This window comes from Pseudomonas sp. H9 (genome assembly GCF_004353925.1).
Taxonomy (GTDB): Bacteria; Pseudomonadota; Gammaproteobacteria; order Pseudomonadales; family Pseudomonadaceae; genus Aquipseudomonas.
Genome location: NZ_SMOK01000013.1, coordinates 40,026 through 64,637 on the forward strand (window position 1 = coordinate 40,026; position 24,612 = coordinate 64,637).

General features: G+C 57.1%; 23 protein-coding genes and 1 tRNA gene. 7 read left to right on the top strand and 17 right to left on the bottom strand.

Translation table 11 applies throughout. The annotated features are described in order from the left end of the window. The first annotated feature begins 199 nt into the window (after positions 1-199). Positions 200-1,483, top strand: a complete 1,284-nt coding sequence (locus E1573_RS12760) for a GGDEF domain-containing protein (RefSeq protein ID WP_133214170.1) — start codon at positions 200-202, stop codon at positions 1,481-1,483. A gap of 123 nt (positions 1,484-1,606) precedes the next feature. Further along, a complete protein-coding gene (locus E1573_RS12765; RefSeq protein WP_133214172.1) occupies positions 1,607-3,385 on the top strand; it encodes an acyl-CoA dehydrogenase C-terminal domain-containing protein in 1,779 nt (592 codons plus the stop codon). 237 nt (positions 3,386-3,622) lie between these two features. Here E1573_RS12765 and E1573_RS12770 read toward each other — a convergent pair whose 3' ends face one another. After that, positions 3,623-4,546 carry a LysR family transcriptional regulator gene (locus E1573_RS12770; protein WP_133214174.1) on the bottom strand — a complete coding sequence of 308 codons (924 nt, stop codon included), beginning with the start codon at positions 4,544-4,546 and terminating at the stop codon, positions 3,623-3,625. A 158-nt stretch (positions 4,547-4,704) separates the two neighbouring features. Here E1573_RS12770 and E1573_RS12775 point away from each other — a divergent pair, with 158 nt between their 5' ends. Together E1573_RS12775 and E1573_RS12780 are read left to right on the top strand one after the other, a co-directional pair. Then, positions 4,705-5,985: an aspartate aminotransferase family protein gene (locus E1573_RS12775; protein WP_133214176.1), complete on the top strand. Its 1,281-nt coding sequence runs from the start codon at positions 4,705-4,707 to the stop codon at positions 5,983-5,985. Between the two features lie 150 nt (positions 5,986-6,135). Further along, on the top strand, positions 6,136-6,294 hold the full coding sequence (locus E1573_RS12780) for a YqaE/Pmp3 family membrane protein (protein WP_003177654.1): 159 nt from the start codon (positions 6,136-6,138) through the stop codon (positions 6,292-6,294). A gap of 26 nt (positions 6,295-6,320) precedes the next feature. Here E1573_RS12780 and E1573_RS12785 read toward each other — a convergent pair whose 3' ends face one another. From E1573_RS12785 to E1573_RS12835, 11 genes are all read right to left on the bottom strand, one after another. Next, positions 6,321-8,183 (bottom strand): S9 family peptidase, encoded by a 1,863-nt coding sequence (locus tag E1573_RS12785; RefSeq protein WP_133214178.1) that lies wholly within the window; start codon positions 8,181-8,183, stop codon positions 6,321-6,323. Continuing rightward, on the bottom strand, positions 8,149-9,309 hold the full coding sequence (pqqE, locus tag E1573_RS12790; protein WP_133214180.1) for a pyrroloquinoline quinone biosynthesis protein PqqE: 1,161 nt from the start codon (positions 9,307-9,309) through the stop codon (positions 8,149-8,151). Before pqqE ends, E1573_RS12785 begins: the two co-directional genes overlap by 35 nt. Further along, a complete protein-coding gene (pqqD, locus tag E1573_RS12795) occupies positions 9,281-9,556 on the bottom strand; it encodes a pyrroloquinoline quinone biosynthesis peptide chaperone PqqD (RefSeq protein WP_133214182.1) in 276 nt (91 codons plus the stop codon). The genes pqqE and pqqD overlap by 29 nt, the downstream gene beginning before the upstream one ends. Continuing rightward, a complete protein-coding gene (pqqC, locus tag E1573_RS12800; protein ID WP_133214184.1) occupies positions 9,553-10,308 on the bottom strand; it encodes a pyrroloquinoline-quinone synthase PqqC in 756 nt (251 codons plus the stop codon). Before pqqC ends, pqqD begins: the two co-directional genes overlap by 4 nt. A gap of 8 nt (positions 10,309-10,316) precedes the next feature. After that, positions 10,317-11,228 (bottom strand): pyrroloquinoline quinone biosynthesis protein PqqB, encoded by a 912-nt coding sequence (gene pqqB, locus E1573_RS12805; RefSeq protein WP_133214186.1) that lies wholly within the window; start codon positions 11,226-11,228, stop codon positions 10,317-10,319. A gap of 67 nt (positions 11,229-11,295) precedes the next feature. Then, on the bottom strand, positions 11,296-11,367 hold the full coding sequence (pqqA, locus tag E1573_RS12810; protein WP_008365141.1) for a pyrroloquinoline quinone precursor peptide PqqA: 72 nt from the start codon (positions 11,365-11,367) through the stop codon (positions 11,296-11,298). A gap of 141 nt (positions 11,368-11,508) precedes the next feature. Beyond that, the gene (gene pqqF, locus E1573_RS12815; RefSeq protein WP_133214188.1) at positions 11,509-13,875 is read right to left on the bottom strand and encodes a pyrroloquinoline quinone biosynthesis protein PqqF; all 2,367 of its coding nucleotides are present in this window, start codon (positions 13,873-13,875) and stop codon (positions 11,509-11,511) included. 38 nt (positions 13,876-13,913) lie between these two features. Continuing rightward, positions 13,914-14,717, bottom strand: a complete 804-nt coding sequence (locus E1573_RS12820; protein WP_133214190.1) for a carbon-nitrogen hydrolase family protein — start codon at positions 14,715-14,717, stop codon at positions 13,914-13,916. Positions 14,718-14,730: 13 nt separating this feature from the next. Next, positions 14,731-16,413 carry an NAD(P)/FAD-dependent oxidoreductase gene (locus E1573_RS12825; protein ID WP_133214192.1) on the bottom strand — a complete coding sequence of 561 codons (1,683 nt, stop codon included), beginning with the start codon at positions 16,411-16,413 and terminating at the stop codon, positions 14,731-14,733. A gap of 252 nt (positions 16,414-16,665) precedes the next feature. Further along, a complete protein-coding gene (locus tag E1573_RS12830; protein WP_133214194.1) occupies positions 16,666-17,118 on the bottom strand; it encodes an Lrp/AsnC family transcriptional regulator in 453 nt (150 codons plus the stop codon). Positions 17,119-17,213: 95 nt separating this feature from the next. After that, the gene (locus tag E1573_RS12835; protein WP_133214196.1) at positions 17,214-18,008 is read right to left on the bottom strand and encodes a lipopolysaccharide biosynthesis protein; all 795 of its coding nucleotides are present in this window, start codon (positions 18,006-18,008) and stop codon (positions 17,214-17,216) included. A gap of 294 nt (positions 18,009-18,302) precedes the next feature. Here E1573_RS12835 and E1573_RS12840 point away from each other — a divergent pair, with 294 nt between their 5' ends. The 3 genes from E1573_RS12840 (at position 18,303) to E1573_RS12850 (ending at position 20,219) form a co-directional block, all read left to right on the top strand. Further along, the gene (locus tag E1573_RS12840) at positions 18,303-18,956 is read left to right on the top strand and encodes a hypothetical protein (protein ID WP_133214198.1); all 654 of its coding nucleotides are present in this window, start codon (positions 18,303-18,305) and stop codon (positions 18,954-18,956) included. Between the two features lie 454 nt (positions 18,957-19,410). Continuing rightward, positions 19,411-19,626, top strand: coding sequence for a helix-turn-helix domain-containing protein (locus tag E1573_RS12845; RefSeq protein ID WP_133214200.1), 216 nt, complete (start codon positions 19,411-19,413; stop codon positions 19,624-19,626). Continuing rightward, positions 19,623-20,219, top strand: a complete 597-nt coding sequence (locus tag E1573_RS12850; protein ID WP_133214202.1) for a ScaI family restriction endonuclease — start codon at positions 19,623-19,625, stop codon at positions 20,217-20,219. The genes E1573_RS12845 and E1573_RS12850 overlap by 4 nt, the downstream gene beginning before the upstream one ends. Here E1573_RS12850 and E1573_RS12855 read toward each other — a convergent pair. From E1573_RS12855 to E1573_RS12880, 5 genes are all read right to left on the bottom strand, one after another. Continuing rightward, complete coding sequence (locus E1573_RS12855; RefSeq protein WP_133214204.1) at positions 20,208-21,068, bottom strand: site-specific DNA-methyltransferase; 861 nt, start codon at positions 21,066-21,068, stop codon at positions 20,208-20,210. The genes E1573_RS12850 and E1573_RS12855 overlap by 12 nt on opposite strands. Before the next feature lie 651 nt (positions 21,069-21,719). Then, complete coding sequence (locus E1573_RS12860; RefSeq protein WP_133214206.1) at positions 21,720-21,962, bottom strand: TraK family protein; 243 nt, start codon at positions 21,960-21,962, stop codon at positions 21,720-21,722. Between the two features lie 916 nt (positions 21,963-22,878). Then, positions 22,879-23,097, bottom strand: a complete 219-nt coding sequence (locus tag E1573_RS27000) for a hypothetical protein (protein ID WP_028633554.1) — start codon at positions 23,095-23,097, stop codon at positions 22,879-22,881. A gap of 207 nt (positions 23,098-23,304) precedes the next feature. Then, positions 23,305-24,396, bottom strand: a complete 1,092-nt coding sequence (locus E1573_RS12875; RefSeq protein ID WP_133214208.1) for a site-specific integrase — start codon at positions 24,394-24,396, stop codon at positions 23,305-23,307. A gap of 126 nt (positions 24,397-24,522) precedes the next feature. After that, positions 24,523-24,599, bottom strand: a tRNA-Ile gene (locus E1573_RS12880). Positions 24,600-24,612: the final 13 nt, after the last annotated feature.

Here is a 24,612-nt window from a genome sequence, read left to right on the forward strand (position 1 = left end):
CCTTACCGGCAGGCGTTTTTTTTGCCTTGTGGTAGGAGCGGGCTTGCCCTGCGATTGTGGTTTACCTGTCACACCGCTATCGCGGGGCAAGCCCGCTCCTACAGACAGTTCCCGACCAAGTGCATTCATCTATTCATGTGCGCTGCCGACACATTAAAGGCACAATGCCATTATTGATCTGCCGGGTCGGAGATTACCCTTGTTTCGTTTATCCGCTGTACGCCCAAGCCACTTCCTGCCGTCAGTCTGTCTGCTGGTGTCTGGGCTCGCTGCTGCGTATGTGAAAGACCTCAACGTCTTTTTCACGTCGCTGTTCAATGTTTTGCCTACCCTGGTTTTGTTGCTGGGCGGCGCCTACTGCACCGTGTATCGCCGCCAGCGCGAGCTGTTCCTGATGGTCACGGTGTATATCGCTTATTTCCTGCTCGATACCCAGGCCGACTTTTACCGTGACAACAGTCGCGTACGGGAAGATGCGGCGATCGTTTTCCATCTGGTCTGCTTGCTGTTGCCGCTGATGTTCGCCCTTTACGGTGCTTGGCAAGAACGTACCCATCTGTTCCAGGACATGGTTGCGCGCTTTGCAGTTTTGCTGGCCGTTGGCAGTGTCGCCCTGGGCCTGGAGCAAAGTTTTCCACAAGCGCTGCTGGGCTGGTTGGCCGAGATCCGCTGGCCGTCGCTGCATGGCCAGTGGATGAGTTTGATTCAGCTGGCCTATCCGGTGTTCTTGATTGCTTTCGTGGTGCTCGTGGTGCAGTACCTGCGACAGCCCAGGCCCCTGCATGCAGCACAGATTGTCGGCCTGATCGGGATCTTCTGGATGTTGCCGCAAACCTTCATTCTGCCGTTCACCCTGAACATCATGTGCAGCCAGGTGATGCTGATGATCGCGGCGGCGGTGTCGCACGAGGCCTATCAGATGGCCTTTCGTGATGAGCTGACCGGCCTGCCGGGGCGTCGCGCACTCAATGAGCGCATGCAGCGTCTGGGGCGCAACTATGTGCTGGCGATGACGGATGTCGATCACTTCAAGAAATTCAACGACACCCATGGCCACGATGTCGGTGATCAGGTGCTGCGTCTGGTCGCCAGCAAGTTGTCGAAGGTCACAGGTGGTGGGCGTGCCTATCGTTACGGCGGTGAAGAGTTTGCCTTAGTGTTCGCCGGCAAAAGCATTGAAGAATGCTTGCCTCATCTGGAGGCGGTGCGCGAGGTGATCGCGAACTACAACATCCAACTGCGTAACCAGGAGAGCCGACCGCAGGATGATCATCAAGGTCGTCAGCGGCGCGGCGCCTCAGCGGCTTCCAGTGTGTCGGTCACCATCAGTATTGGTGTGAGCGAGCGTCTTCTCGATCATCGCTCACCCGACGAAGTGCTCAAGTCGGCAGACCAGGCGCTGTACAGCGCCAAAGGCGCAGGGCGCAACTGCGTTATGGCTTACGGTCATCAGGCCAAGCGAGGGGCGGTGCGCACGGCGTGACTGAAAGTGACTATTCGGTCGCTAGATGACCCTATGTCTCGCAAAAGTTGTTCGGTTACACTGGCTGCATAACAGTGAAACGGTCCTGCGGGGCCGTCCCCGACTCTAGTGTGAGAGGTTGCCATGGCTGACTATAAAGCGCCCCTGCGCGATATGCGCTTCGTCCTCAATGAAGTCTTCGAGGTTTCCAAGCTCTGGGCGCAGTTGCCCGGCCTGGCCGAAGCGGTCGATGAAGACACCGCGCTGGCGGTGCTGGAGGAAGCCGGCAAGGTCACTGGCAAGAGCATTGCTCCGCTCAGCCGCAGCGGCGACGAAGAAGGCTGCCATTGGGACAACGGTGCTGTAAGCACCCCGGCAGGCTTCATCGATGCCTACAAAACCTACGCCGAAGGCGGTTGGGTTGGCGTGGGCGGTGACCCGGCCTACGGCGGCATGGGCATGCCCAAGGTGATTTCGGCGCAAGTCGAGGAAATGGTCAACTCGTCGAGCCTGGCATTTGGTCTGTACCCGATGCTGACTGCGGGCGCCTGCTTGTCGATCAACGCTCATGCCAGCGAAGAGCTCAAGGAAAAGTACCTGCCAAACATGTATGCCGGTGTTTGGGCAGGTTCCATGTGCCTGACCGAACCGCATGCGGGTACTGACCTGGGCATCATTCGTACCAAGGCCGACCCTCAGGCCGACGGTAGCTACAAAGTCAGCGGCACCAAGATCTTCATCACCGGTGGTGAGCACGACCTGACCGAAAACATCATCCACCTGGTGCTGGCCAAACTGCCAGATGCGCCCGCTGGGCCGAAAGGGATCTCCCTGTTCCTGGTACCTAAGTTCCTGGTCAACCCAGACGGTAGCCTAGGCGCGCGTAACCCGGTCCATTGCGGTTCAATCGAGCACAAGATGGGCATTCAGGCCTCCGCCACCTGTGTGATGAACTTCGACGAAGCGGTAGGTTACCTGGTCGGTGAGCCGAACAAAGGCTTGGCGGCGATGTTCACCATGATGAACTACGAGCGTCTTGGCGTGGGTATCCAGGGCCTGGCTACGGCTGAGCGCTCTTACCAGAATGCCATTGAATACGCCCGTGACCGTCTGCAGAGCCGTGCTCCGACCGGCCCACAAGCCAAAGACAAGGTTGCTGACCCAATCATCGTTCACCCGGACGTGCGGCGCATGCTGCTGACCATGAAGGCGCAGAACGAAGGTGGTCGTGCCTTCTCTACCTATGTCGCCATGCAACTGGACACCGCCAAGTACAGCGAAGACGCCGGTACCCGCAAGCGCGCTGACGACCTGGTGGCGCTGTTGACTCCGGTTGCCAAGGCGTTCCTGACCGACCTCGGCCTGGAGTCTGCGGTACATGGCCAGCAAGTGTTTGGTGGTCACGGTTACATTCGTGAATGGGGCCAGGAGCAACTGGTGCGCGATGTGCGCATTACTCAGATCTATGAAGGCACCAACGGCATTCAGGCACTGGACCTGATGGGGCGTAAGGTGGTGGGCAGTGGTGGTGCGCTGTACAAAGTGTTCGCCGACGAAATCCGCCATTTCACCGCGAGTGCCGGCAGTGAGCTGGGCGAGTTCGTCAAGCCGCTGAACGCTGCGCTGGACAACCTTGATGACCTGACAGCATGGGTACTGGACCGGGCCAAGAGCAATCCGAATGAAATCGGCGCTGCATCGGTGGAATACTTGCAGGTATTCGGCTATACCGCTTATGCGTATATGTGGGCGCTGATGGCGCGCACGGCGTTGGCCAAGCAGGGCGAAGACGATTTCTACGCCAGTAAGCTTGGGACCGCGCGTTTCTACTTCGCACGTTTGCTGCCGCGGATCCACTCGCTCAGCGCCTCGGTGAAGGCCGGTAGCGAGTCGTTGTACCTGCTGGATGCGGCACAGTTCTGAAAAATTACGTCGTGTAAGCATTCTCGTACACGACGTGATGGTTTTTCGCCTCTATCGAAAGATTGGATCCACAGCTAATCTTCACACATGGACGTCGCGCAGGAAGCGCAATGTACAGAACAGGGACACGTAGGATTCCTGCCAGGATGGTGGGGCGAAATGGATGTCAGGGAAACAGTCTGCAAAGCCCCGCTTCGGCGGGGTTTTCTTTTGCCTGAAGAAAAGTTGCGACGCGCTTCAGCCCAGCACATCCAGCGGTGAAACACCCATGTGCCTTGGGTCGGCTTCCTCTTCCAGCAGTGTGCGCAGCAATTCAACCGATGCTTGCTGGCGCTGTGCATCACGAAATACCAGGCCAATCTTGAGTGGCACCCGTGGCTCGCTCAGCGGCTTCCACAGCAGTTCCTGATCGTCCTCGACCACTTCCTTGGCCCGCCCCGGCAACACGGTTGCCAGCGAGGTATGGCCCAGGCTGTCGAGAATCCCGCCCATGTTGTTCATTTCGGCTTGTACCTGTGGCCGTCGGCCGAGGTTGGCCAATTGCGTTTGCCAGATCTGTCGCACCTGAAATTCTTCGCCGAGCAGCAGCATGGGGAGTTCGGCAGCTTGTTTGAGCGAGACTTTCTTGAACTCCCGCAGTGGGTGCGTGTTAGGGATTACAAGCTGTAGCTCATCTTCGTACAGCAGCAAACCGTGCAAGCCGGGTTGGCGTGGGGGCAGGTAGCTGATGCCGATGTCCAGGCTGCCGTTGAGCAGGCGCCGCTCGATTTCCAGGCCCGACAATTCGTAAATCTGCACCACCAGGTGCGGCTGCGCCTTGCGTACCCGATCGAGCAATTGAGGTACCAGGCTCGGGCGCACGGTTTGCAGCACACCAATGGCCAGCGTGCGCAGCGACTGCCCCTTGAAGTTGCGCAACGCCTCGCGTGCGCGCTGCATGCCGTCGAGCAAGGGCAGGGCATGGTTGTACAGCGTGTGCGCAGCCAAGGTCGGCAACAGGCGCTTGTTGCCGCGTTCGAACAAGCTGACATCCAGGCTGTGTTCAAGCTGACGAATCTGTTGTGAGAGCGCTGGTTGCGACAACGACAGGCGCTCAGCGGCCCGGCCGACATGGCCTTCTTCGTAGACCGCGACGAAATAACGCAGTTGGCGAAAATCCATAAGTATTACTTATCAAAAATGCTCGAAAAACCAAATGGCTGTTGGCAGCCAATGCGCCTAGTCTATCCCGTATTCATAAGGCTTGCAGGGCCACAAGGCGGGATGAAAACTGTGTATCTCGATGTTGTTTACATAGGATTGGCAAAAGGGTTGAAAGCATGAATTTATTCAGTTTTCGCCGCCCGACGCCCGTAGTGGCTGAACGTAAGCCCGTGGCGGTTGCCGAAGCACCCCGCGAAGCACTGTCCCGTGAGTATCTGATGCCTGCCACTGAGCGTGCGCCCCAAGTGTTCGTGCGCGGTCAGGGCTCCTGGCTTTGGGACAAAGAAGGCCATGCCTATCTCGATTTCACCCAGGGGTGTGCCGTCAACAGCCTTGGCCACAGCCCGAACGTGTTGGTCAAAGCCCTGGGCAGTCAGGCTCAGGCGCTGATTAACCCGGGAGCCGGATTTCATAGCCGTGGCTTGTTGAAGTTGGTCAACTTGCTGTGCCAGAGCACTGACAGTGATCAGGCTTACCTGCTCAACAGCGGTGCCGAAGCCTGTGAAGGGGCGATTAAGCTGGCACGCAAGTGGGGGCAGCTGCATCGTAATGGCGCCTATCACATCATCACCGCCAGCCAGAGTTGCCATGGGCGCAGCCTGGGCGCGTTGTCGGCGTCAGACCCATCGCCGTGCAATCGCTGCGAGCCGGGTCTGCCAGGTTTCAGCAAGGTGCCGTTCAACGATCTGGAAGCACTGCACGCGGCTGTCGACTCGCGCACAGTGGCGATCATGCTTGAGCCTATCCAGGGCGAAGCCGGGGTGATTCCGGCCACGGCCGCCTACCTCAAGGGCGTCGAGCGGCTGTGCCGTGAGCTGGGTATTTTGTTGATCCTGGATGAAGTGCAGACCGGTGTTGGCCGATGTGGTGCTCTGCTTGCCGAGCAAACCTACGACGTGCGTGCCGACATCATCACCTTGGGCAAGGGCTTGGGCGGCGGTGTACCGCTGGCGGCCTTGTTGGCCCGCGGCAGCGCCTGCTGCGCCGAGGCCGGCGAGCTTGAAGGCAGCCATCATGGCAATGCGTTGATGAGCGCAGCGGGCCTGGCTGTGCTGGAGACCGTGCTGGAACCGGGCTTCTTTGAACACGTCCAGGATGCCGGGCGCCACTTGCGTGATGGCCTGAGTCGCCTGGCGGGTCGTTATGGCCAGAGCGAGGTGCGCGGCCAAGGCCTGCTTTGGGCGCTGCAATTGAGCGAAGACAACGCCGCCGAGCTGGTCAAGGCAGCGCTGCAGGAAGGCTTGCTGCTCAACGCCCCGCAACCCGATGTACTGCGTTTGTCACCCGCGTTGACGGTGAGCAAGGGCAACATCGATGAAATGCTCCTGCGCCTGGCGCGCGCTTTTGCCCGAGTGCATTCGGCACAGCAGCACCAGCGGCGTGAAGCCACGGCCTGAGCCCCTCGAATTAACGAATTTTCTGAACCGTCTAGCGTTCCTGCGCATCGCCCCGGGCCTGAAGTATTTGGCCTGGGGCGTTTTTTTATGGGTTGAACCCTGAGGCGGCGCTACAGTCAGTTCTATTACATTACCGAAGGGAGCTGCCCCATGGACTTCATCCGCATCATCATTGCCATTCTCCTGCCACCGCTTGGCGTGTTCCTGCAGGTTGGCTTCGGCGGCGCCTTCTGGCTGAACATTTTGCTGACGTTGCTGGGGTATATTCCGGGCATCGTGCATGCGGTGTATATCATCGCCAAGCGTTAAGTGCTTTTCGCGGGGCAAGCCCGCTCCTACCCTGTGGGAGCGGGCTTGCCCCGCGATTGCTGCAGTACCTGGCGATAAAACTTCCACTCCTCTTCCAGCGCATGGGCCAGGCTGGCCGCAGTGCGAAACCCATGACGTTCCGAGGGGTAGAAGTGGCCTTCAACGTGGATGCCATTGGCTTTGAGCGCCGCCATCATCGAGCGGGTCTGTTCGGGCACCACCACAGCATCCAGCTCTCCCTGAAAGAAGATCACCGGTACCTTGATGCGTGAGGCATGCAGCAACGGTGTGCGCTGTTGGTAACGTTCACTATCGGTGAGTGGGTCGCCGATCAGCCAGTCCAGGTAATCGCCTTCGAACTTATGCGTGGCCCGGGCCAACGCCTGAGGATCACTGACGCCGTAAAGGCTGGCACCCGCACGGAACACATCATGAAAAGCCAGCGCGCACAGGGTGGTGTAGCCACCGGCGCTGCCACCGCGGATAAACGCCAGGCTCGGGTCAATCAGCCCGCGTTTGGCCAGGTGGCCTACGACCGCGCAGGCATCTTCGACGTCGATCTCCCCCCAGCGCAGATGCAGGGCCTGACGATACGCCCGGCCATAACCGGTGCTGCCGCGGTAATTGAGGTCGGCGACCGCGAAGCCACGTTGGGTCCAGTACTGTATGCGCAGGTCGAGTGCCGGATAGCAGGCCGAAGTAGGACCGCCGTGTACGAACACGATCAACGGTGGGCGCTTGCTGCCGTTCATGGCCGGGTAGAAGAAGCCGTGAGCGGTGCCATCGCCACTGGGGTAACTCAGGGGCTGGGGGCGGCTGATGCATTCAGCCGGTAATGGAGAGGTGCCGCCAGCGAGGATCTGCACGCGATGGTCAATTCGATTGATGGCAATGACAGCAGGCGGACGAGTTGGCGATGCAGCGATGGCGTAGAAAAAATGCTGATCCAGATCCAGGCAGCGTAAGCGGCTGTAGTCGGTTTCCACCGACTGCTGTGAGCCGTCCGCCTGGCACAGGCCAAGGCGGTTGAAGCCGCCTTCGAACCAGGTCGCCAGATACAGCTGTTGCTCAAGTGGCAGCCAGGTGCAGGCCCCCAGTTGCCAGGGTGCAGCTGCATGGTCAGCGTTTGTCGCCGCTAGCGCACACCAGCCTTGAGCTGTTTCCCCCCAGGGCTGCCAGAAGCCATTGCGGTCAGACAGGCAATACAAGCGGCCCTGCTCATCGAAGCGCGGCTGTTGCAGGGATTGCGCAGGGCCTTGCTGACCCGCGATGCACAGCGCTGCGCCCCATTGGCCGTCGCCTCTACGTTCACGGCAGAGCAACCGGGTTGCAGTCCAGGGTTGTTCGGGGCGGCTCCATTCAATCCATGCCAAGCGTGCGCCATCGGCACTCAGGGTGGGCGCAGCATAGAAGTCAGCACCTTCGGCCAGCACTTCGCGCTGCTGCTGGCTAACTGCAACCAAACGGTGTTCAACGCCCTTGGCTGTATGAGTTTCCTCAACTGCTAATACTTGGCCCTCGGCCCAGCGCAGGTCGCCGTAACGGCGCTCGCCCAGTGTGATCGGCTGGGGAGCGTCACCTTGCAGGCCCTGACTGTAGAGCTGCTGGTCGGCTTCATTGACGAACACCAGACCTTCATCGCTCAGGCAGAAGCTACCGCCGCCATATTCATAAACCCGGCTGCGTACGCTGAAGCCATCTGGTGTCAGGCAATGCGCCTGGCCATCACGCCAGTGCCAGATACGGCAGGCACCATCGCGCGGGCGAAACTCGTTCCAGAACAGGCCCTGTGGACCAACCCGAAGCTCGGCGAAGTCGGTGCCGGCGGCAACGGCCTGTTCGGCACTGAAGCGCTCAGCCACGGGCGATGACACGGGAATTTCGCTCATTACGGAAGGTTAACTCATCAATATTCAACCGGGCGTGCTCGGCTTCTTCACGGGCCTTGAGGATGATGCCGTGGTCGGCTGATTTGGCGCACACCGGGTCGGCATTGCTGGCGTCACCGGTGAGCATGAATGCCTGACAGCGACAGCCACCGAAGTCTTTTTCTTTCTCGTCGCACGAGCGGCAGGGCTCGGGCATCCAGTCATAGCCGCGAAAACGGTTGAAGCCGAACGAGTCGTACCAAATGTGCTGCATGCTGTGTTCGCGCACATTGGGAAACTGCACCGGTAACTGGCGTGCGCCGTGGCAAGGCAAGGCGGTGCCGTCTGGGGTGACGGTGAGGAACACGCTGCCCCAACCGTTCATGCAGCCCTTGGGGCGTTCTTCGTAATAGTCCGGAGTGACGAAAATCAGCTTGCAGGGGTTGCCGGCAGCCTTGAGCCGTTCGCGGTACTCGTTGGTGATGCGCTCGGCGCGCTCCAACTGCGCGCGGGTTGGCAGCAAGCCAACGCGGTTGAGGTGGGCCCAACCGTAGAACTGACAGGTGGCCAACTCTACGAAGTCGGCATCCAGGGCGATGCACAGCTCGATGATGCGGTCGATCTTGTCGATGTTGTGCCGGTGTGTGACGAAGTTCAGCACCATTGGGTAACCGTGGGCTTTTACCGCACGGGCCATTTCGAGCTTTTGTGCGAAGGCTTTTTTCGAGCCCGCCAGCAGGTTGTTGACCTGTTCATCGCTGGCTTGAAAGCTGATCTGGATGTGGTCCAGACCGGCCGCTTTGAACGCGGCAATCTTTTCTTCGGTCAGGCCAATCCCGGAGGTGATCAGGTTGGTGTAGTAGCCCAGGCGCCGGCCTTCACCAATCAGCTCGGCGAGGTCCTGGCGCACCAGCGGCTCACCACCGGAAAAGCCCAATTGCGCCGCACCCATCTCGCGGGCTTCGGCCATGACTTTGAACCACTGCTCGGTGCTTAGCTCCTGGCCTTGGGCGGCAAAGTCCAGCGGATTGGAGCAGTAGGGGCATTGCAGCGGGCAGCGGTAGGTCAGCTCGGCGAGCAACCACAGCGGCAAGCCGACCTCGGGTTTTGCTGGTACCTCACTCAAGGACGATCCAGTGTTCGGCACGGGCGACCTCCATGAATTGCTCAATGTCGTCAGCCAGCTCGGCCACACCGGGGAACTGCTTGTCCAGCTCGGCGATGATTGCCGCGACATCTCGTTGGCCATCGATCAGCCCGCCGATCAGCGCCGCGCTCTCGTTGAGCTTGATCATGCCCTCGGGGTACAGCAGCGCATGCGCCTTTTGCGCCGGTTCGTACTGAAAGCGATAACCCGGTCGCCATTTCGGGATTTGCGCGCGGTCGAAACTCATAAGGCGATACCTTTGTGCCAGACCCGTTCGTTGGTGACACTGTGATAGGGCGGACGGTTCAGTTCATAGGCCATGCTCATGGCATCGAGCATGCTCCAGAGAATGTCCAGTTTGAACTGCAGAATCTCCAGCATGCGTTGCTGGGCCTCTACTGTAGTGTAGTGCTGCAGGGTGATCGCCAGCCCGTGTTCAACATCACGACGCGCCTGGCCCAGGCGCGTGCGGAAGTACTCGTAGCCCGCCGGGTCGATCCAGGGGTAGTGCTGCGGCCAGCTGTCGAGGCGCGACTGGTGAATCTGCGGGGCGAACAGTTCGGTGAGCGAACTGCTGGCCGCTTCTTGCCAGCTGGCGCGACGAGCGAAGTTGACGTAGGCATCGACGGCAAAGCGTACGCCGGGTAGTACCAGTTCCTGAGAGCGCAGTTGCTCAGGGTCAAGACCGACAGCTTGGCCCAGGCGCAGCCATGCTTCGATACCGCCGTCTTCTCCGGGGGCACCATCATGGTCGAGTAGGCGCTGTATCCACTCGCGACGCACTTCGCGGTCCGGGCAATTGGCCAGAATCGCAGCATCCTTGAGCGGAATGTTGACCTGATAGTAAAACCGGTTGGCTACCCAGCCCTGGATCTGCTCGCGGCTGGCGCGGCCTTCATACATCGCCACATGGTAGGGATGATGGATGTGGTAGTAGGCACCCTTGGCGCGCAGGGCCTGTTCGAACTCGGTGGGGGACAGTGCTTTGGCGTCGCTCATGTCGGCTCCTAGAGAGTGATGCTCATGCCGTCGAAAGCCACTTCGACGCCGCGGCGATCCAGCTCAGCGCGTTCGGCTGAAGCTTCATCGAGGATCGGGTTGGTGTTGTTGATGTGGATAAGTACCTTGCGCTGCGTCGGGAACTGTTCCAGTACTTCCAACATGCCGCCGGGGCCGCTCTGTGCCAGGTGGCCCATCTCCCGCCCGGTGCGCGTACCTACGCCACGGCGCTGCATTTCATCATCGTCCCAGAGCGTGCCGTCGACCAGCAGGCAGTCGGCCTCGCTCATCATCTGTAGCAGCTTATCGTCGACCTGGCCCAGGCCTGGGGCATAGAACAGCTTGCCGCCAGTGCGCAGGTCTTCGACCATCAGCCCGAGGTTGTCGCCAGGGTGGGGGTCGAAGCGGTGTGGTGAGTAGGGCGGCGCTGCACTGCGCAATGGAAACGGCGTGAATCGCAGATCCGGGCAGGCCTCGATGACAAAACTGCCGTTCAGCTCAATGCGGTTCCACTCAAAGCCACCGTTCCAGTGGCTGAGCATGGTGAACAGCGGGAAACCGGTACTCAGGTCTTGATGGACCATGTCGGTACACCAGACTTGGTGTGGGCAGCCTTCACGCAAGCTCAGCAAGCCGGTGGTGTGGTCGATCTGGCTGTCGAGCAGGATGATTGCATCGATACCGCTGTCGCGCAGGGCGCGCGCAGGTTGCATGGGGGCGAATGCTTGCAGTTGCGCGCGGATATCGGGCGAGGCATTGCACAGCACCCAGTGGACACCGTCGTCGGAGAGGGCAATCGACGACTGGGTACGCGCCGACGCACGCAAGGTGCCGTCACGCAAGCCTTTGCAGTTCACGCAGTTGCAATTCCACTGCGGGAATCCGCCACCGGCGGCGGAACCTAGAATCTGGATGTACATGGCCACTCCTGCCGCGTCTTGAAATAAAAACGCCCCGGCTGACCGAGGCGTTGGTACGCAAGCAAACTCAGCGGCTTGCGAAATACATGGTCACTTCAAAACCGATACGCAGGTCAGTGTAAGCAGGTTTGGTCCACATGGGATTACTCCTTCCGGATAGGTCTGGGGTTGGACAGCTACTTATTTAGTTCACCCTCGATGGGAGGGGTTCCAAAAGCAGAGATTGCGCTATCTTACTAAAAAACGACGTGCTGAAAGGTTAAATCTACGATAAACGTCGTTACATTTTTGACAAGAGTGGCTCGGTTACCCAGCCGCCCGCTTCCGGAGCTGGGCCATTGGCCAGGCAAAGCCAGCCGTGCCTGGCGTGTAACAGGTTGTCTGCACAGTGCCGTAACTGCTGATTATCTACGGCAAGAATTGCGGCCTTCAGTTCAGTCAGGCGTGCCTGGCTTCGGCCTGCCAGTTGGGCCTGCCAGGCCCACTCGGCGACATCGGCATTGCTCATGACAGCTTCGTCCATCTGCTCGGCGAGGGCCTGACGGGCCTCGGTGTCACACTTCAGGATAGACGGCAGTGGTGCTAAAAAATCATAGAGGTGGCCGAGGATTTGTTCATGGCTGGTCTGTGGTGACTGTACGCCGAACAGCAATCCTCCACAGCCCTGTAGCTGACGGAAGGCGCTGAACACGGCGTAGCCCAGCTGCAGCTCAACCCGCAGACGCTGGTAGCACGGCCCTTGAATATGCTGCGCCAATACGCGGGCGCAGGCTTCGTCAGCGGCAGCGACCGGGCAGAACAGAAGCAGTGCCTGCTCACTGGCCCGGGGCAGCGGCATTTGCCACCGACGAACTGCGTTCAGCGCCAGAGGCTGATGCTTGCCTGGGGCCCCCGGAACCTGTTGTAGCGCACCATTGAGCGCGTGCTGCAAACGCACGTCGAAGCCGCTCGCCATCGCTTGCCATTGTGCCTGTGCCCACAATGCCTGCAGATCGCTCTGATCCAGTGGGCCGACGACTGAGTTGGCTGCTTGGCGGCTGAAAAGCTGTTCAGGCAGTAGTCGCAGCAAGGCTCTGATCGGCATGTTCTCGGGTTCATCCGAGGGCACCGTGGCCCAGTCGGATGCGCTTGGGTGTTGCAGTGTGTACAGGGCGTGTTGGGTTATCGCGACCACGCGGTCGGGTATACCGGCGCAGCGCAATTGCCAGGCATCGCCGCTGGTATCGAATTGCAAGCTGGCACCAGCTTTCAGCGCACGCTGTTTTAGCGGTTGCAGCGCGCGATCAAGGACCGGCCAGAGCCGATCCCGTGTAGCTGCTGTGAGTTGCCAGCGCAGGTAAACGACACCATGTTGGCGCTCGGGGGGTAACAGCGGGCTAAAGGTCAGGCCGGCCGGAGCCTGGATGGCACTGTTGTTGGAGAAAACTACGTCGAGCAGCGGCTCCGGGGCAGGCAGATGCCAAGGTTCAGTGCTCGATGCTGGGGTGTCTTTAAGCAACTCCTTGAGCAGGCTGTCGAGCGCCCGCCGGGCTTGCGCGTCCATCGGCGTAAACGGCCGGGCGGCACTGTCACGGCATGCCAGTTCCAAGGCGCTGGCGGTCTGCGCACGGCACTGTTGCAGGCGCGCATATTCCTCATACAGCGGGCTACGGTCGGTACTGTGGAAAAACTTCAGCCAGTCTTGCAGCAGCGCTTGTGCAGAGGCGGCCGCATCGGTATCAGTGAGTTTCAGGCGGGTATGCAGCAGCGCCTGACCGGCGAAGCTGTACAAAGGCGTGCTCTCGATTGACTGCGCCACGCGCCGTTGTCGCAGCGCCGCCAGCAATCCGCCTGGCCGCGCATCGGTCAGCCAGGTCGTGAGGAAGTCGATAGCCTGCTCCAGGCCTGGCGGTTGTTGCTCGATGGCGTGCAGCAGGTTCAGCTGTTGGCCGTTCAGGTGCGCAGTGAGTATGGCGTCGGTCAGTGTTTCCGGGGGCTGCCGTTTGACCGGCTTGCCCCTCGCGAGGCTGCTTGCAGCGCTGTGCGCCAGCGCTTGAAGTTGCTCAAAACTCTGCGGGCCGCATAGGCTCAAGACCATTTGTCCCGTCTGGTAATACCGTTGGTGATAACCCTGCAAGGCGGCCTGAAACGCTGGGCTATGCACCGGCAGGCTGTAGCGATTGCCTGCCTGAAAACCGCGCAGGGGATGCCACCGGGAAACCCCTTGTAGCAAGGCGAATTGGGCCTGGGCCTGTGGATTGCGTGACCAGGCGATGAATTCGGCATGGATCACCTCGCGCTCGCGCAGTTGCTGCTGATGATCGAAAACGGGTTCGGCGAGCATGTTGCACAAGCGCTCAAGGCCACCGGCAAATGCCGCCTGCGGGACTTCAAAGAAGTAGTCGGTGGTGCGCTCCCGAGTGCTGGCATTGACCTGGCCACCATGGCGTTGCACATAGCGCATCAGGCCTTCGTCGACGGGGAAGCGTTGGGTACCGAGAAACAGCAGGTGTTCAAGAAAGTGTGCGAGCCCGCCATACGCATTCGGGGCGTCATGACTACCGGCCAGCACCCGCACTGCGGCAGCGCAGCGCTTTAACTGCGGGGCGTGCCGCAAGGTGACCTGCAGGCCGTTATCGAGGGTGAGGTGTTGCACAGTGCTGGGCATGACGGTTCCGTTGCAGCGCGAACCGTCATGCTAGCGGATTATCCGCGATCGCGCGGATCGCCATAGAGCTCAGGGCGCAGGTCGTGCAGGTAAGGCGTGCTGGCGCGGCCTTCGTGAACCCGTTGCAATTCCAGATCTGCTTGCAGCAAGGCGCTGTCGCGGCCCGCCATGGCCAAGATGCTGCCGTCTGGCCCGACAACACTGCTTTGCCCGCAGTAGTGAATCTCGTCCTCGCTGCCGCAGTAGTTGGCGTACACCAGGTAGCACTGGTTTTCGTAGGCGCGGGCACGCACGGTCACCTGCGCGACGAAGTCGTAGGGCACCATGTTGGCGGTTGGCACCAGAATCAGCTCGGCACCGGCCAGGGCCAGGCGTCGGGCATTTTCCGGGAACTCGATGTCGTAGCAGATCAACAATCCCAGACGCCAGCCATTGAGCTCCACCACCGGAAAGTGGTCAGGACCGGGGCTGAACATCGCCCGGTCGAGGCCGCCGAACAAGTGGGTCTTGCGGTAGTTGCACAGACTGCTGCCGTGGGCGTCGATCAACTGCACGGCGTTGTAAATCCGGCCGTCGTCGGACAGTTCGGGGTAGCCGTAGGCGATGGCGATACGGTGACTCTGGGCAATCTCCACAACAGCCATGGCCGAAGGCCCGTCTTCGGCTTCGGCCAGGCGAGCCACTGCTTCGCTGCCGATGTTGTAGCCGGTCAGGAACATCTCCGGGCACACCAGCAACTCAGCGCCACGCGCTGCGGCCAACTGCGCCTGCTGATGCAAGCGCTCAAGGTTGCCGGGTACATCCAAAGGCTGCGGTGCACCTTGATACAGCGCGATGCGCATGGCGTTTCTCCCGTCAGTCGGCCAGGGCGATCGGTCCGATTTCGTTGAACACATCGCCTGGGCCTGGGTTGTCCGGATGGGTATGCCCACCGAAGTGAGTCATGATACCCCACACCGCATTGAGCGAGGTCTGTACCGCGCCTTCGACCCAGGCCGGTGTCCACGACACGTCGTCGCCGGCGATGAAAATCCCGCGTTGCTCGGCAGGCATGTCCTGCTGCATGAAGTGCGCATACATGCGCTGGTTGTAGCGGTAGTGGCCGGGCAGGGCACCTTTGAAGGCGCCGAGGAAGTGCGGGTCGGCTTCCCAGGACACCGTGATCGGATCGCCGATGATGTGACCCGCGATGTCCACTTTCGGGTAGATCTTCTTCAAGGCGTCGAGCGCCAGCTTCACGCGCTTTTCCACCGGGTGCGGCAGCATCTTCAGGGCATCGCTCATCCACGAGTACGACAGGCAGATAACCCCTGGTTTGTCGTCACCGTTGTCGAACAGGTAGGTGCCGCGGGTCAGGCGGTCGGTCAGGGTCATGCTCATCAGGTCGCGGCCGGTTTCCGGGTCTTTGTCTTTCCAGAACGGGCGATCAACCATCACGAAGGTTTTGGAGGACTGCATGTAGCGGGTGCGGTCCAGGGCCATCCACATCTTTTGCGAGAACAGCGATTCTTCGCATTCGATCTGGGTGGTCAGCAGCCAGCTTTGACAGGTGGTGAGCACGGCGGCGTAGTGGCGCGTGTCACCCCAGTTGTCGGTGACTGCCAGGCGTCCATCGGCGTTGCGGGCAATGCTCTTCACACCTGGCCGCGGTGCACCACGGTGCAGGGAGCTGAGGCTGGTACCGGCTGGCCAGTGCGCACAACGCTCGGGGACATGGCGCCAGATGCCCAGAGGCACCTGCTCGACACCGCCCACCACCAGATGCTGGTGATCGTCGCAGTTGGTCATGACCACGCGGAAGATTTCCAGCATCGAATTGGGGAAGTCCGAATCCCAGCCCCCGGTGCCGAAGCCGACCTGGCCGAAGACTTCCCGATGCAGGAAGCTGAGTTTGGCAAACGCCTTGGAGGTGGCGACAAAATCGTAGAAAGTGCGGTCATCCCAGAGTGGAACCAAGGTGTTCCATAGCTCTTTGAGGCGTGGTACATCGCGATCACGGATTGCCTGCTGGATATCCCCGAAGCGGGCACCGTCTTCCAGGGCGTCGGCCCAGGCATCGGCAACTTCCTGGAACAGCTTGGGCAGGTCGGAGAGCTTTTCGGCGTAATGCGTCTGGCCTTCCAGATCAACCACCGTACTGCCCGATGCGGGGGTCAGCGGGTTGGGGAAAGGCTTGGTCTGCAGGCCCAGTTTATCGACGTAGTGGTAGAACGCTGTGGACGATACCGGAAAGCGCATGCCGCCCAGCTCGGCGATGATGCCGTCGGTGCCCTCGAAGGCTTGCGAGCGCAGCCGGCCGCCCATTTTCGATGCTTCGTAGACCACCGGCTTTAGCCCCAGCTTCATCAGCTCGTAGGCCGCCACCAGCCCCGCGATACCGGCACCGACAATCGCGACCTCTTCGCCGTGGCGTTCAGCCGGAATACTGCCCAGGCCTGCGGGATGCTCGATCCAGTCGTCAAAGGCGAAGGGAAAATCCGGGCCAAAGATGGTGACAGGTTTCTTGCCGTCGGCGGGGTGGCGATTGTTCTTGTTCATAGATGACCTTGCCAGTGCTGCGCAGGATGCGGAGCTTGAATGTAGGAGAGTGCTGGAGGTCAGTTTAGTGGGTGGTGATTACGTAATTAAGATGAATTGTGTCGTCGATATGCGGTGTTTTAAGTCGTTATGACTTACTGATAGAGCATATCGACAGCATCGGTGGGAGCGGGCTTGCCCCGCGATTGCGTTTTATCAACCACGCCGCAATCGCGGGGCAAGCCCGCTCCCACAGAAAATCCGCTCCCACCGTTAGCCCCGATCTACCTTGCTGCTGAGGATGATTGAGGTGGTGGTTTTTTCCACTCCATCGACACTGCCGATCTGGTCGAGCAACTGATCCAGTTGTTCGGGCGAATCACTGCGCAACCACGCCACATAGTCGAACTCACCACTGACCGCGCAGAGTTGTTGAACCTGCCCCATCGCGCTTAGTCGACGCACTACTTCCTTGCCTGAACGGGGTTGTACCTTGATCCCGACATAGGCTTGCAAACCGCCATCGATCAGGCGCTGCCCCAGGCGCACGCCGTAGCCACTGATGACCTTGGTTTTTTCCAGGCGGGCCAGGCGTGAAGTCACGGTGGTGCGGGCAATGCCCAGTTGCCGGGCGAGGGTGGCGACGCTTTCACGGGCATTGATTTGCAGCAGTGAAATCAGTTGGCGGTCGATATCGTCGAGGGCGACGGGGCGGCTGTCGGACATGAGAGCTCTCTGGCGGGCGCCGCTCGGTGTGGCGCAGAAAATGTCGCGCTAGCCTATCGACTCCCCTTGCCGGGCAGCAAGGGGCTATCAACCAATCAACCGGCGCGGAGCATGGCCTGGACTTGCTCCAGCGATTTGTAGGGGGCGACCGAGCGTGGCAACCGTGACGTTGGTGACAGGTTGTAGACGGCGAATTCGTCCCCTACCACCGAATCGGCCACAAGCTGGAAAGACGGCAGGATCCTTGATTCGAAGTGCTGATCCAGCCCACAGGGCGACAGCTTCGAGTGGTGGTTTTCATAGAACCTGCCGGCATTCTGGTTCAGGTCTACGCCAACCAGAAACACCTGGTTGAAGCCTGCATGATAGGCAATCTGCAGGGCTACATAGGCGACTGTGCGCGCATCGAAAAAGCCCCGCTGCAGGTTCTTGCTGAACCCCAGAGGCTTTCTGCCGCTCCCAGGAAAGGGGTGGTTGCGCACCAGTTCATGGTCTTTGCGCAACCTTTCCAGGAAGCGTGCCTTGGGAGGCTTGCGCAGAAAGTACAACTCACCCTTGGCCTCAACTTGTGCAGACGCGTAGTGATCCTCCCACAGCGCCACTCGCTCACTTCGACGCAGGGCTTCAGCGAACAATTCGGGTTGCTGATTGGAGAAGTCGCGGTCTGTGCAGACGTAAAAGAATGGCTTGATAGGCGTGTCGATGAACATCGATATCGCACCGTTCATCGTGATCATGGGAATGTCGGCAAAAGACTCAAAAGGAAAGCCTTTGGCTGAGCTTCCTGAGGCAATCACAAAAACGGCACCTGATCCTGCATTGCGGCAATCATCAAAATGGCCGGCTCTGATGGGCACGTTGGACATCAATCGTGCTGAGGAAGCGTCCATCTTACAAATCCTTAAACCTGTATCAGCGATGAAAAGCGATATGCGCGAATGGATAAATATCCGCGATGTCTACACGCAAAACGTCACAAAGTATTAGCAATTGTAAGTGTTTGTAATCAAATGCGTCCAGCTTGGGTTGTTATTTCTGCATGACCTGCATCTCGCGTAGCAAGCTCAAGCGGTGTGTAACATCTTGAGAAAAAGTTGACCGGGCAGCACCGCCCTCCCTCGTTAAAATCGCGCGCTTCCACGGTGGTGCGCTTAAGGAGAGGTTGGTGTTGCAAGGAATGGGCAGTGAGTAAAATTGAATTTGATGTTGATGCCGTGTACTGCATTTCTCTCAAGGAGCGTAACGATCGTCGCGAGTTGTTCAGGCGCACGGTGGGAGCTTTGTTGGAGAACCCTGTGGTTTTCCACATCGTCGAGAAAGACAAAGACCCGGTAAAAGGCTGCTACGAGTCCCACCAGGCAATTGCGAAAGCGGCCCTGGCTGAAGGCCGGAAGCGCGTCCTTATTTTTGAAGATGACGTGAAGGCCTACGAATTGAAGGCTGCACCGATTCGCTGGATAAACCGCTTCATGCGCACTCGAAGGTTTGAAGTGCTGCATCTGGGCTACAGCATGGGGAAAACCTGGCTCACGTGGTTTCCTTTCATTGCACGCGGTCGCGTCGTCGCGCTGCATGCCTATGTTCTGTCTCGCGAGGGCTGCCAGATTCTGGCTGACACGCCCTATACCGGCGTTCCTGTAGATGTGGTGTTCAAGCAGCGGATCAAACAGCACTGCGTGTTTCCGATGCTGTTCCGTCAGCATGCGGCTTCAGTGACGGGCAGTGATCTTGAAGCGGTAGTGAAGAATGAAGACGAGTGGTGGCAGCGCAATTGGGACAAGCATTGGAAGTCGCCGCTCAAGAACTTTTGGCGTACGGTGCTGCGCTTTAACTTTTGATCGTTACGTTGAACGTAGAGATGAAAAAACCGCGCAAAGCGCGGTTTTTTATTTTGGTGGGCCCACACGGACTCGAACCGTGGACCAAAGGATTATGAGTTGCTGGGCTAACCAATATGCCTAGCGTAATCTCTCAAAGCTGAGCGTAGGTTAGCATAGCTGGAAGCCTCGTAATACAAGGGTTTGAGAGTAGTTTAGTAAGGTTTGTCCAAGCTAGGTGCTGTACCGCCAGTGTACCCGTATATCTAGTGACGGTCTGGTACGAAGAAACTCGCGCTGGAGCAAGTAGCTGAGCCTGTTGTCCACGGCAGCCATTTGCTTCGCCTTCCATAAGGTAAATGAGCTGGACGGTGAGCCACGGCAGTGCAGAGTTTTGACTGACAGCTGCGGCATTTAGTCAGAATGCTACTCATAGTCTGTAGACGCATAGTCTTCATGGTTACAGCATTCCCAGATGAACGACGTCCAAAAATTATTGGGGAACAAGATCCGCTTAATGCGGATAGCGCTGGGACTTTCACAAGAAGGATTAGCCGACGCCACCGGCTTACATAGGACCTACATTGGTTCGATAGAGAGAGGTGAGCGCAATCTAAGCCTGAAGAACATTGTGATCATTACTAGGGCTTTGTCTACGACCCCATCAGAACTTTTTAAGGATATAGAATGAGTTCGCCTTATCTGGGGCAGCCGGTGGAGAACTGGCCTTGCATAACTAATAAGCTCATTGAAGATCATCCTCTCGAAGAGAGTCAGATAGTAGAGTGTTGCCTGGCAGCCTGGAATGATATCTATTATTCTAAGATTGGGAGGCATGGTTTTCGGATTGGAGTTGATATATTTGTTCGCCCTCAGATTATCGGCGCACTTCTCCATGAGCTGATTCCTGCGGAAATTGTAGCTAGTAACCCAGGGCTGTGGCAGCGTGAGCAGCGTTATGATGATAAAGATATCGTTTACATACCGAACAGTAATTATTCAATTGAATTGAAGACGTCCTCGAATGCTTCTAAAATCTTCGGGAACCGAAGCTACGCACAGGCTCCTACGGAGAGTAAGAAAAGTAAGGATGGATACTATTTGACGATAAATTTCGAACAGATCAAGGAGAGATCAGACTCGCCGCCCGATATCACCATAATCAGATTTGGCTGGATTGATCATACTGATTGGATCGGCCAGGCTGCTGAAACTGGGCAGCAAGCCCGGCTCTCTAAAGATGCATATGCGTATAAGCTAAAAACCTTATACTCAAAACGCTAGTTCGGGTTGGGTTTCGAGAGCTTTTTTTTCACTAAAATAGCTCTCGATCCTTGTTTTAGCTAGCTCTACATATGCTTGATTTATTTCAAAGCCAATTACTTTTCTATTATTAGAAAGCGCTGCAATGGCCGTGCTTCCTGAGCCCATAAATGGATCTAAAATTAAATCTGACTCGTTAGAGCTAGACTTGATGATGCGCTCGATCATCTCTGTCGGGAATTGAGCGGGGTGGGAGGTTCTCTCTTTTGAAGAACGATTGGCTCCTGAGGTGACTTTAGCTATTTGCCATACATCCGAAGGGTTCTTTCCCAATGGATTGCACTTAAGCTTCCCATTTTTTTTCTGGTTAGGGTATTTGACGTTGGGGTCTCGTACTGCGTCTAAGTTGAAAGTGTATTCTGCTGGGTTTTTTACGTACCAAAGAAGCTTTTCGTTTCTAGGTGAGAACCTTGTTCTACAAGCTACACCAGCAGAATAGTTCCAAACTACTTCTTGAAGGAAGTAGAAGGGGGTTTTATCCCAAAGTAGGTAAGAAATAGGCACGGCGAGGCCGCGATTTTTTACCTCGAAATAGCCAACATTCAACCAGAAGGTTCCATTGCTCCGAGTGATTCTATGTATTTCACTCATCCAAGAAGAACACCACTCTATATATTCCGACGTTTCGATTAGGGACTCGTACTCTTTTCCGATGTTATATGGAGGGGATGTAACAGTTAGGTTTATAAGTTCGGAAGGGATCGATTTCATGGCGTGAAGGCACTCCATGTTATATATCGCAACACCCTCGTTTTGATACGATGGCGGTCCCAGGTGTTCGATCGCCAAGTCAAAGCTGGAAGTTTTCATGCCTGTAGTGATGCTCAATAGCGAAGTTGATAATTTCCGAACTATACCACTAAACGCTTGTGAGCTCCAGTTTTGGCCGCCAGGTGGTATGGCAGGCATAAAGATAAAGTAAGTTATGATGGGTATGCTTTAGGTTGGCATGGGTATTAAAAGGGACGCGATTCAAGGGCAGGTGATACTGCTTTTTGGGTCTGGAGTTTTTAACCGCGCGGGCTTTGTTTTTTTGAGCGGCTCTCCTGAATCATGCTGTCTTTCCATCATTTACTGGTCGCGGCAGCGATCGTATGCCTCGCAGAGCTTCGCGAACTAGCTGATCCTAGCCGCCTACGCTACTTCACCTTCACCTTCAGTCTGACCTCTCTTTGAGGTTCACAGAGTCGCGGCAGCGACTGCCTCGCAGAGCAAGACAGCATTGAGCGCCGAAGGCGCGAATACGCGAGAGTGAAATTAGATAGCCGACTTGTCGGTTAGCTAACTTCACCTGTCTTGCCCTGAATATTCGTATGGCTGGCATGAGTGTCAGCAGTGCTCTCGGGTAAACAATAGGGTTGCTACAGCGTTCAGTTATGAGGTGATCGCTGAAACAATGGTATTGATCGAATATTGAACGCTTGTGCAACGATTGTTCGGCTCAGCAACGGTTTGCAATAGCTATTGAACGCCGCAGTGTACGGGTAGCAATCGCTTGGCGTAGCGACGAAACGCTTGATAGCCAAAGTCGATAGATCCCTCATCATGCAAGGTCGTCCATATCCCTAACAAAGACCAACCACCTTCAATCGCTTGCAGAATATCCTCGCGTAGCAGGATGAACTTGGCCAAGTTGGTAGCAGGGCTTGAGGGCGGATAGGTTGCAGCTACTCGTTCCGCGATCCGTACAGTAAGTGGTTTCATTTCGACCTCTTGGACGACTATGTCTCAGAGTTAGGCTCTGGACCCTCAACTGTCAAAATCCGAACTGGTGATAAGCCAGAGCTAGACCTGTTTACCTTTAACTTCTTTAAATATTCCTTTCCTACGGTAGACCGACTCTCGTTCTTGACAGTTGAGGGGCTTTCTTTCGGAGTTGCTGTTGGGGTCCTTGGAGGCGCGTTATCGGAACTCGCTGGCTCCCATGAAGATGATTGGTCCTTGAAGTTATAACTGCCGTCTCGGTAGCGCTTGATCACTCCGTGGAACCACCTGATCGCTGTGGTTTTGATCGATCCTGCTTTGATTGCAGCTGACAGCTCGTTCAGCATCCGCTGCTGGTCAATGGGCGCAACCTGCTCCAGCGCCTTGAAAATTTGGCTCCTGGTTTCTGCGGAGACCAATGCCGCCAACCGTAGCGGAGGATCCCCGGCCGCCGGGGCTGGGTTGGGCGACGTAGTAGTTTTTTTATTTTTTGGTTTTATTGTTTGTTTAGTATTTATATGTGCTTGTTTGTCCGGGTGCGGCTGATCCGTCTTCGGTTTATCCACGTTTGGGTTTTCGCAATATGGTGCAGAGTCGGCCCTTTCAGACGGTTCGTCAGAGATATGCCACACCGTCTTTGCGAATCGACCTCGGGAGTCGTGGGTGCGCTCGATGCTCAGATAGCCTGCGGTCTCAAGCTCTTGCAGTCCGCTCCTGGTTGCGGCTGCACCAGTGCCATTTTTCTTGGAGAGCGATTCCATTGTTAGATACGGATAGCCTGGGGGTAGGGACAGCAATTTCACCAATAGTCCTAACGATTTCCAACTCAGGTTTTGGTCACTTATTACATCGTTAGGGATAATTGTGAAATGACTGGACACTTTTCTTTTTACAATTAGGGATATAGACATTTTCGTCAGCCCTGCTCGAGAACCTTGGCTACATCTGCGGTTCTAAAGTAAATCCTTCTGCCAATTCTGACCTTGCAAGGAAGAAATTTTCTCGATACCTCATTGTCGCCACTCAGGCTGATTCTCAGGCCGTCCTTGCTTCTATGTAATACCTCTGCAAGCTGCTCAAGGGACAAAAGTGGAGCCCCAGAGAATAAGTCGCGTATGTATTCTTCCGTGGTCATGTTAGGTGTCCTCCGCTTAATTTCGGATATCCTATGACACCTAACGCAATTTTTAAAAGTATTTTTTCAAGCTCCACTTGACAGTGAAAAAGTTTAACTATAGTGCCTCTTGGTTGTTTAGTTAAACTTTTCCACAGCTGTAGTTTTTTAGCGGCTAAAATTTATTTCCAGCTTGCGGATTGCGATAAAAATAGCTAAGGACTTTAGCTAAACTACCTTCTGGGTTTTAGCTAGACTTTTCTTTCTTTTTGATATGCTATCTAGTCGGGCAACTAGATCTTCGGGGCGTAAGTGCGTATATCTCTTCAACATTTGCATTGATTTGTGGCCGCTGATGCTCGATACCTCTTGGTCGGAGAGACCGCCCTCCACAAGGCGGCTTACCGCCTCATGTCTCAAATCGTGAAATCTGAAGTCGGATAGCTGTAGCTTCTTGACCAGTAGCCCCCAGATTTTTGTGAACGCGTAGGGGCGGCGTTTCCCATCCTTCCCAGGTTCACCAAAAAACACCAGGTCGCATTCGCTAGGGCGAGCGGGGTTCATCATCGCGGCTTTGAAAAGCGCAGTCGCTCGCTTGCTCAGTGGGACAGTTCGTTGACCATCATTTTTCGTGTCAACGAGTCTTACGATACGTCGCTCTGTATCCACCTGAGGTCTGCGTAGCGACGCGATTTCACCTGAGCGCATACCAGTTTCCAGAGCGATGCCAACGATCCACCCAAGCATTGGATTGCTATGCCGATTCACCTCTGCGAACAGCCGCCGTTCCTCATCCGGCGAGAGTCTACGATTGCGACCCTCCCCGGGGCTTGGCTTGCGTATATTCAACACGGGGTTAAACGTCAGGCCCAGCCCCCATTCTTGGATCGCGACCGTGAAAACGTGGCTCAGTAGAGCCAGCTCCAGGCGAACGGTGTTGTTGCTGGTCGTGCCTGCGCGGCCTGGCTCGTTAAGGCGCTTGTCGCGATAGTTGGCAATGGTTTCAGCGGAAAGGGCTGCGAGAGAATACTTGCCCAGATGCTCCGTTAGCTTTTTAGCCTTGGAGATCTCACCGCGTTGAGTCGTAGGCTTCTTTGTAGGTGTAATGTCGGTCAGGTAGCGCTTGAGCGCTATTTCAAGCGTCATGCGCTCGTAGCCGCTGCGCTGGATGTACACACCGCGCACCATCTCGTCTTCGGTGCGTCGTGACCAATCCTCAGCGTCGCGTTTGGTGCGGAAGGTTTTGGCGTTGGTCGGCCATCCGGTCTTGCGGATAACGGCCTTCCAGGTGCCGGCAGGGGTTTTGACGATTGTAGCCATATGAAGGACTCCAAAGGCGTGCAAGCGAAGCCGCACTGTACCTAATTTGTACCTTTAGACCATAGGACTGTATCTGAGGTGGTTCCGCCAAAAACACGAAAGCCGCGCAGTGCGCGGCTTTGAGTATGGTGGGCCCACACGGACTCGAACCGTGGACCAAAGGATTATGAGTCCTCTGCTCTAACCGACTGAGCTATAGGCCCCAGTGGTCGCGGA

Coding starts and splice junctions, on each gene's coding strand:
- E1573_RS12765 (WP_133214172.1), top strand. CDS start 1,607: ATGGCTGACTATAAAGCGCCCCTGCGCGATATGCGCTTCGTCCTCAAT.
- E1573_RS12770 (WP_133214174.1), bottom strand. CDS start 4,546: ATGGATTTTCGCCAACTGCGTTATTTCGTCGCGGTCTACGAAGAAGGC.
- E1573_RS12775 (WP_133214176.1), top strand. CDS start 4,705: ATGAATTTATTCAGTTTTCGCCGCCCGACGCCCGTAGTGGCTGAACGT.
- E1573_RS12780 (WP_003177654.1), top strand. CDS start 6,136: ATGGACTTCATCCGCATCATCATTGCCATTCTCCTGCCACCGCTTGGC.
- E1573_RS12785 (WP_133214178.1), bottom strand. CDS start 8,183: ATGAGCGAAATTCCCGTGTCATCGCCCGTGGCTGAGCGCTTCAGTGCC.
- pqqD (WP_133214182.1), bottom strand. CDS start 9,556: ATGAGTTTCGACCGCGCGCAAATCCCGAAATGGCGACCGGGTTATCGC.
- pqqC (WP_133214184.1), bottom strand. CDS start 10,308: ATGAGCGACGCCAAAGCACTGTCCCCCACCGAGTTCGAACAGGCCCTG.
- pqqB (WP_133214186.1), bottom strand. CDS start 11,228: ATGTACATCCAGATTCTAGGTTCCGCCGCCGGTGGCGGATTCCCGCAG.
- pqqF (WP_133214188.1), bottom strand. CDS start 13,875: ATGCCCAGCACTGTGCAACACCTCACCCTCGATAACGGCCTGCAGGTC.
- E1573_RS12820 (WP_133214190.1), bottom strand. CDS start 14,717: ATGCGCATCGCGCTGTATCAAGGTGCACCGCAGCCTTTGGATGTACCC.
- E1573_RS12825 (WP_133214192.1), bottom strand. CDS start 16,413: ATGAACAAGAACAATCGCCACCCCGCCGACGGCAAGAAACCTGTCACC.
- E1573_RS12830 (WP_133214194.1), bottom strand. CDS start 17,118: ATGTCCGACAGCCGCCCCGTCGCCCTCGACGATATCGACCGCCAACTG.
- E1573_RS12835 (WP_133214196.1), bottom strand. CDS start 18,008: ATGGACGCTTCCTCAGCACGATTGATGTCCAACGTGCCCATCAGAGCC.
- E1573_RS12845 (WP_133214200.1), top strand. CDS start 19,411: ATGAACGACGTCCAAAAATTATTGGGGAACAAGATCCGCTTAATGCGG.
- E1573_RS12850 (WP_133214202.1), top strand. CDS start 19,623: ATGAGTTCGCCTTATCTGGGGCAGCCGGTGGAGAACTGGCCTTGCATA.
- E1573_RS12855 (WP_133214204.1), bottom strand. CDS start 21,068: ATGAAAACTTCCAGCTTTGACTTGGCGATCGAACACCTGGGACCGCCA.
- E1573_RS12860 (WP_133214206.1), bottom strand. CDS start 21,962: ATGAAACCACTTACTGTACGGATCGCGGAACGAGTAGCTGCAACCTAT.
- E1573_RS27000 (WP_028633554.1), bottom strand. CDS start 23,097: ATGACCACGGAAGAATACATACGCGACTTATTCTCTGGGGCTCCACTT.
- E1573_RS12875 (WP_133214208.1), bottom strand. CDS start 24,396: ATGGCTACAATCGTCAAAACCCCTGCCGGCACCTGGAAGGCCGTTATC.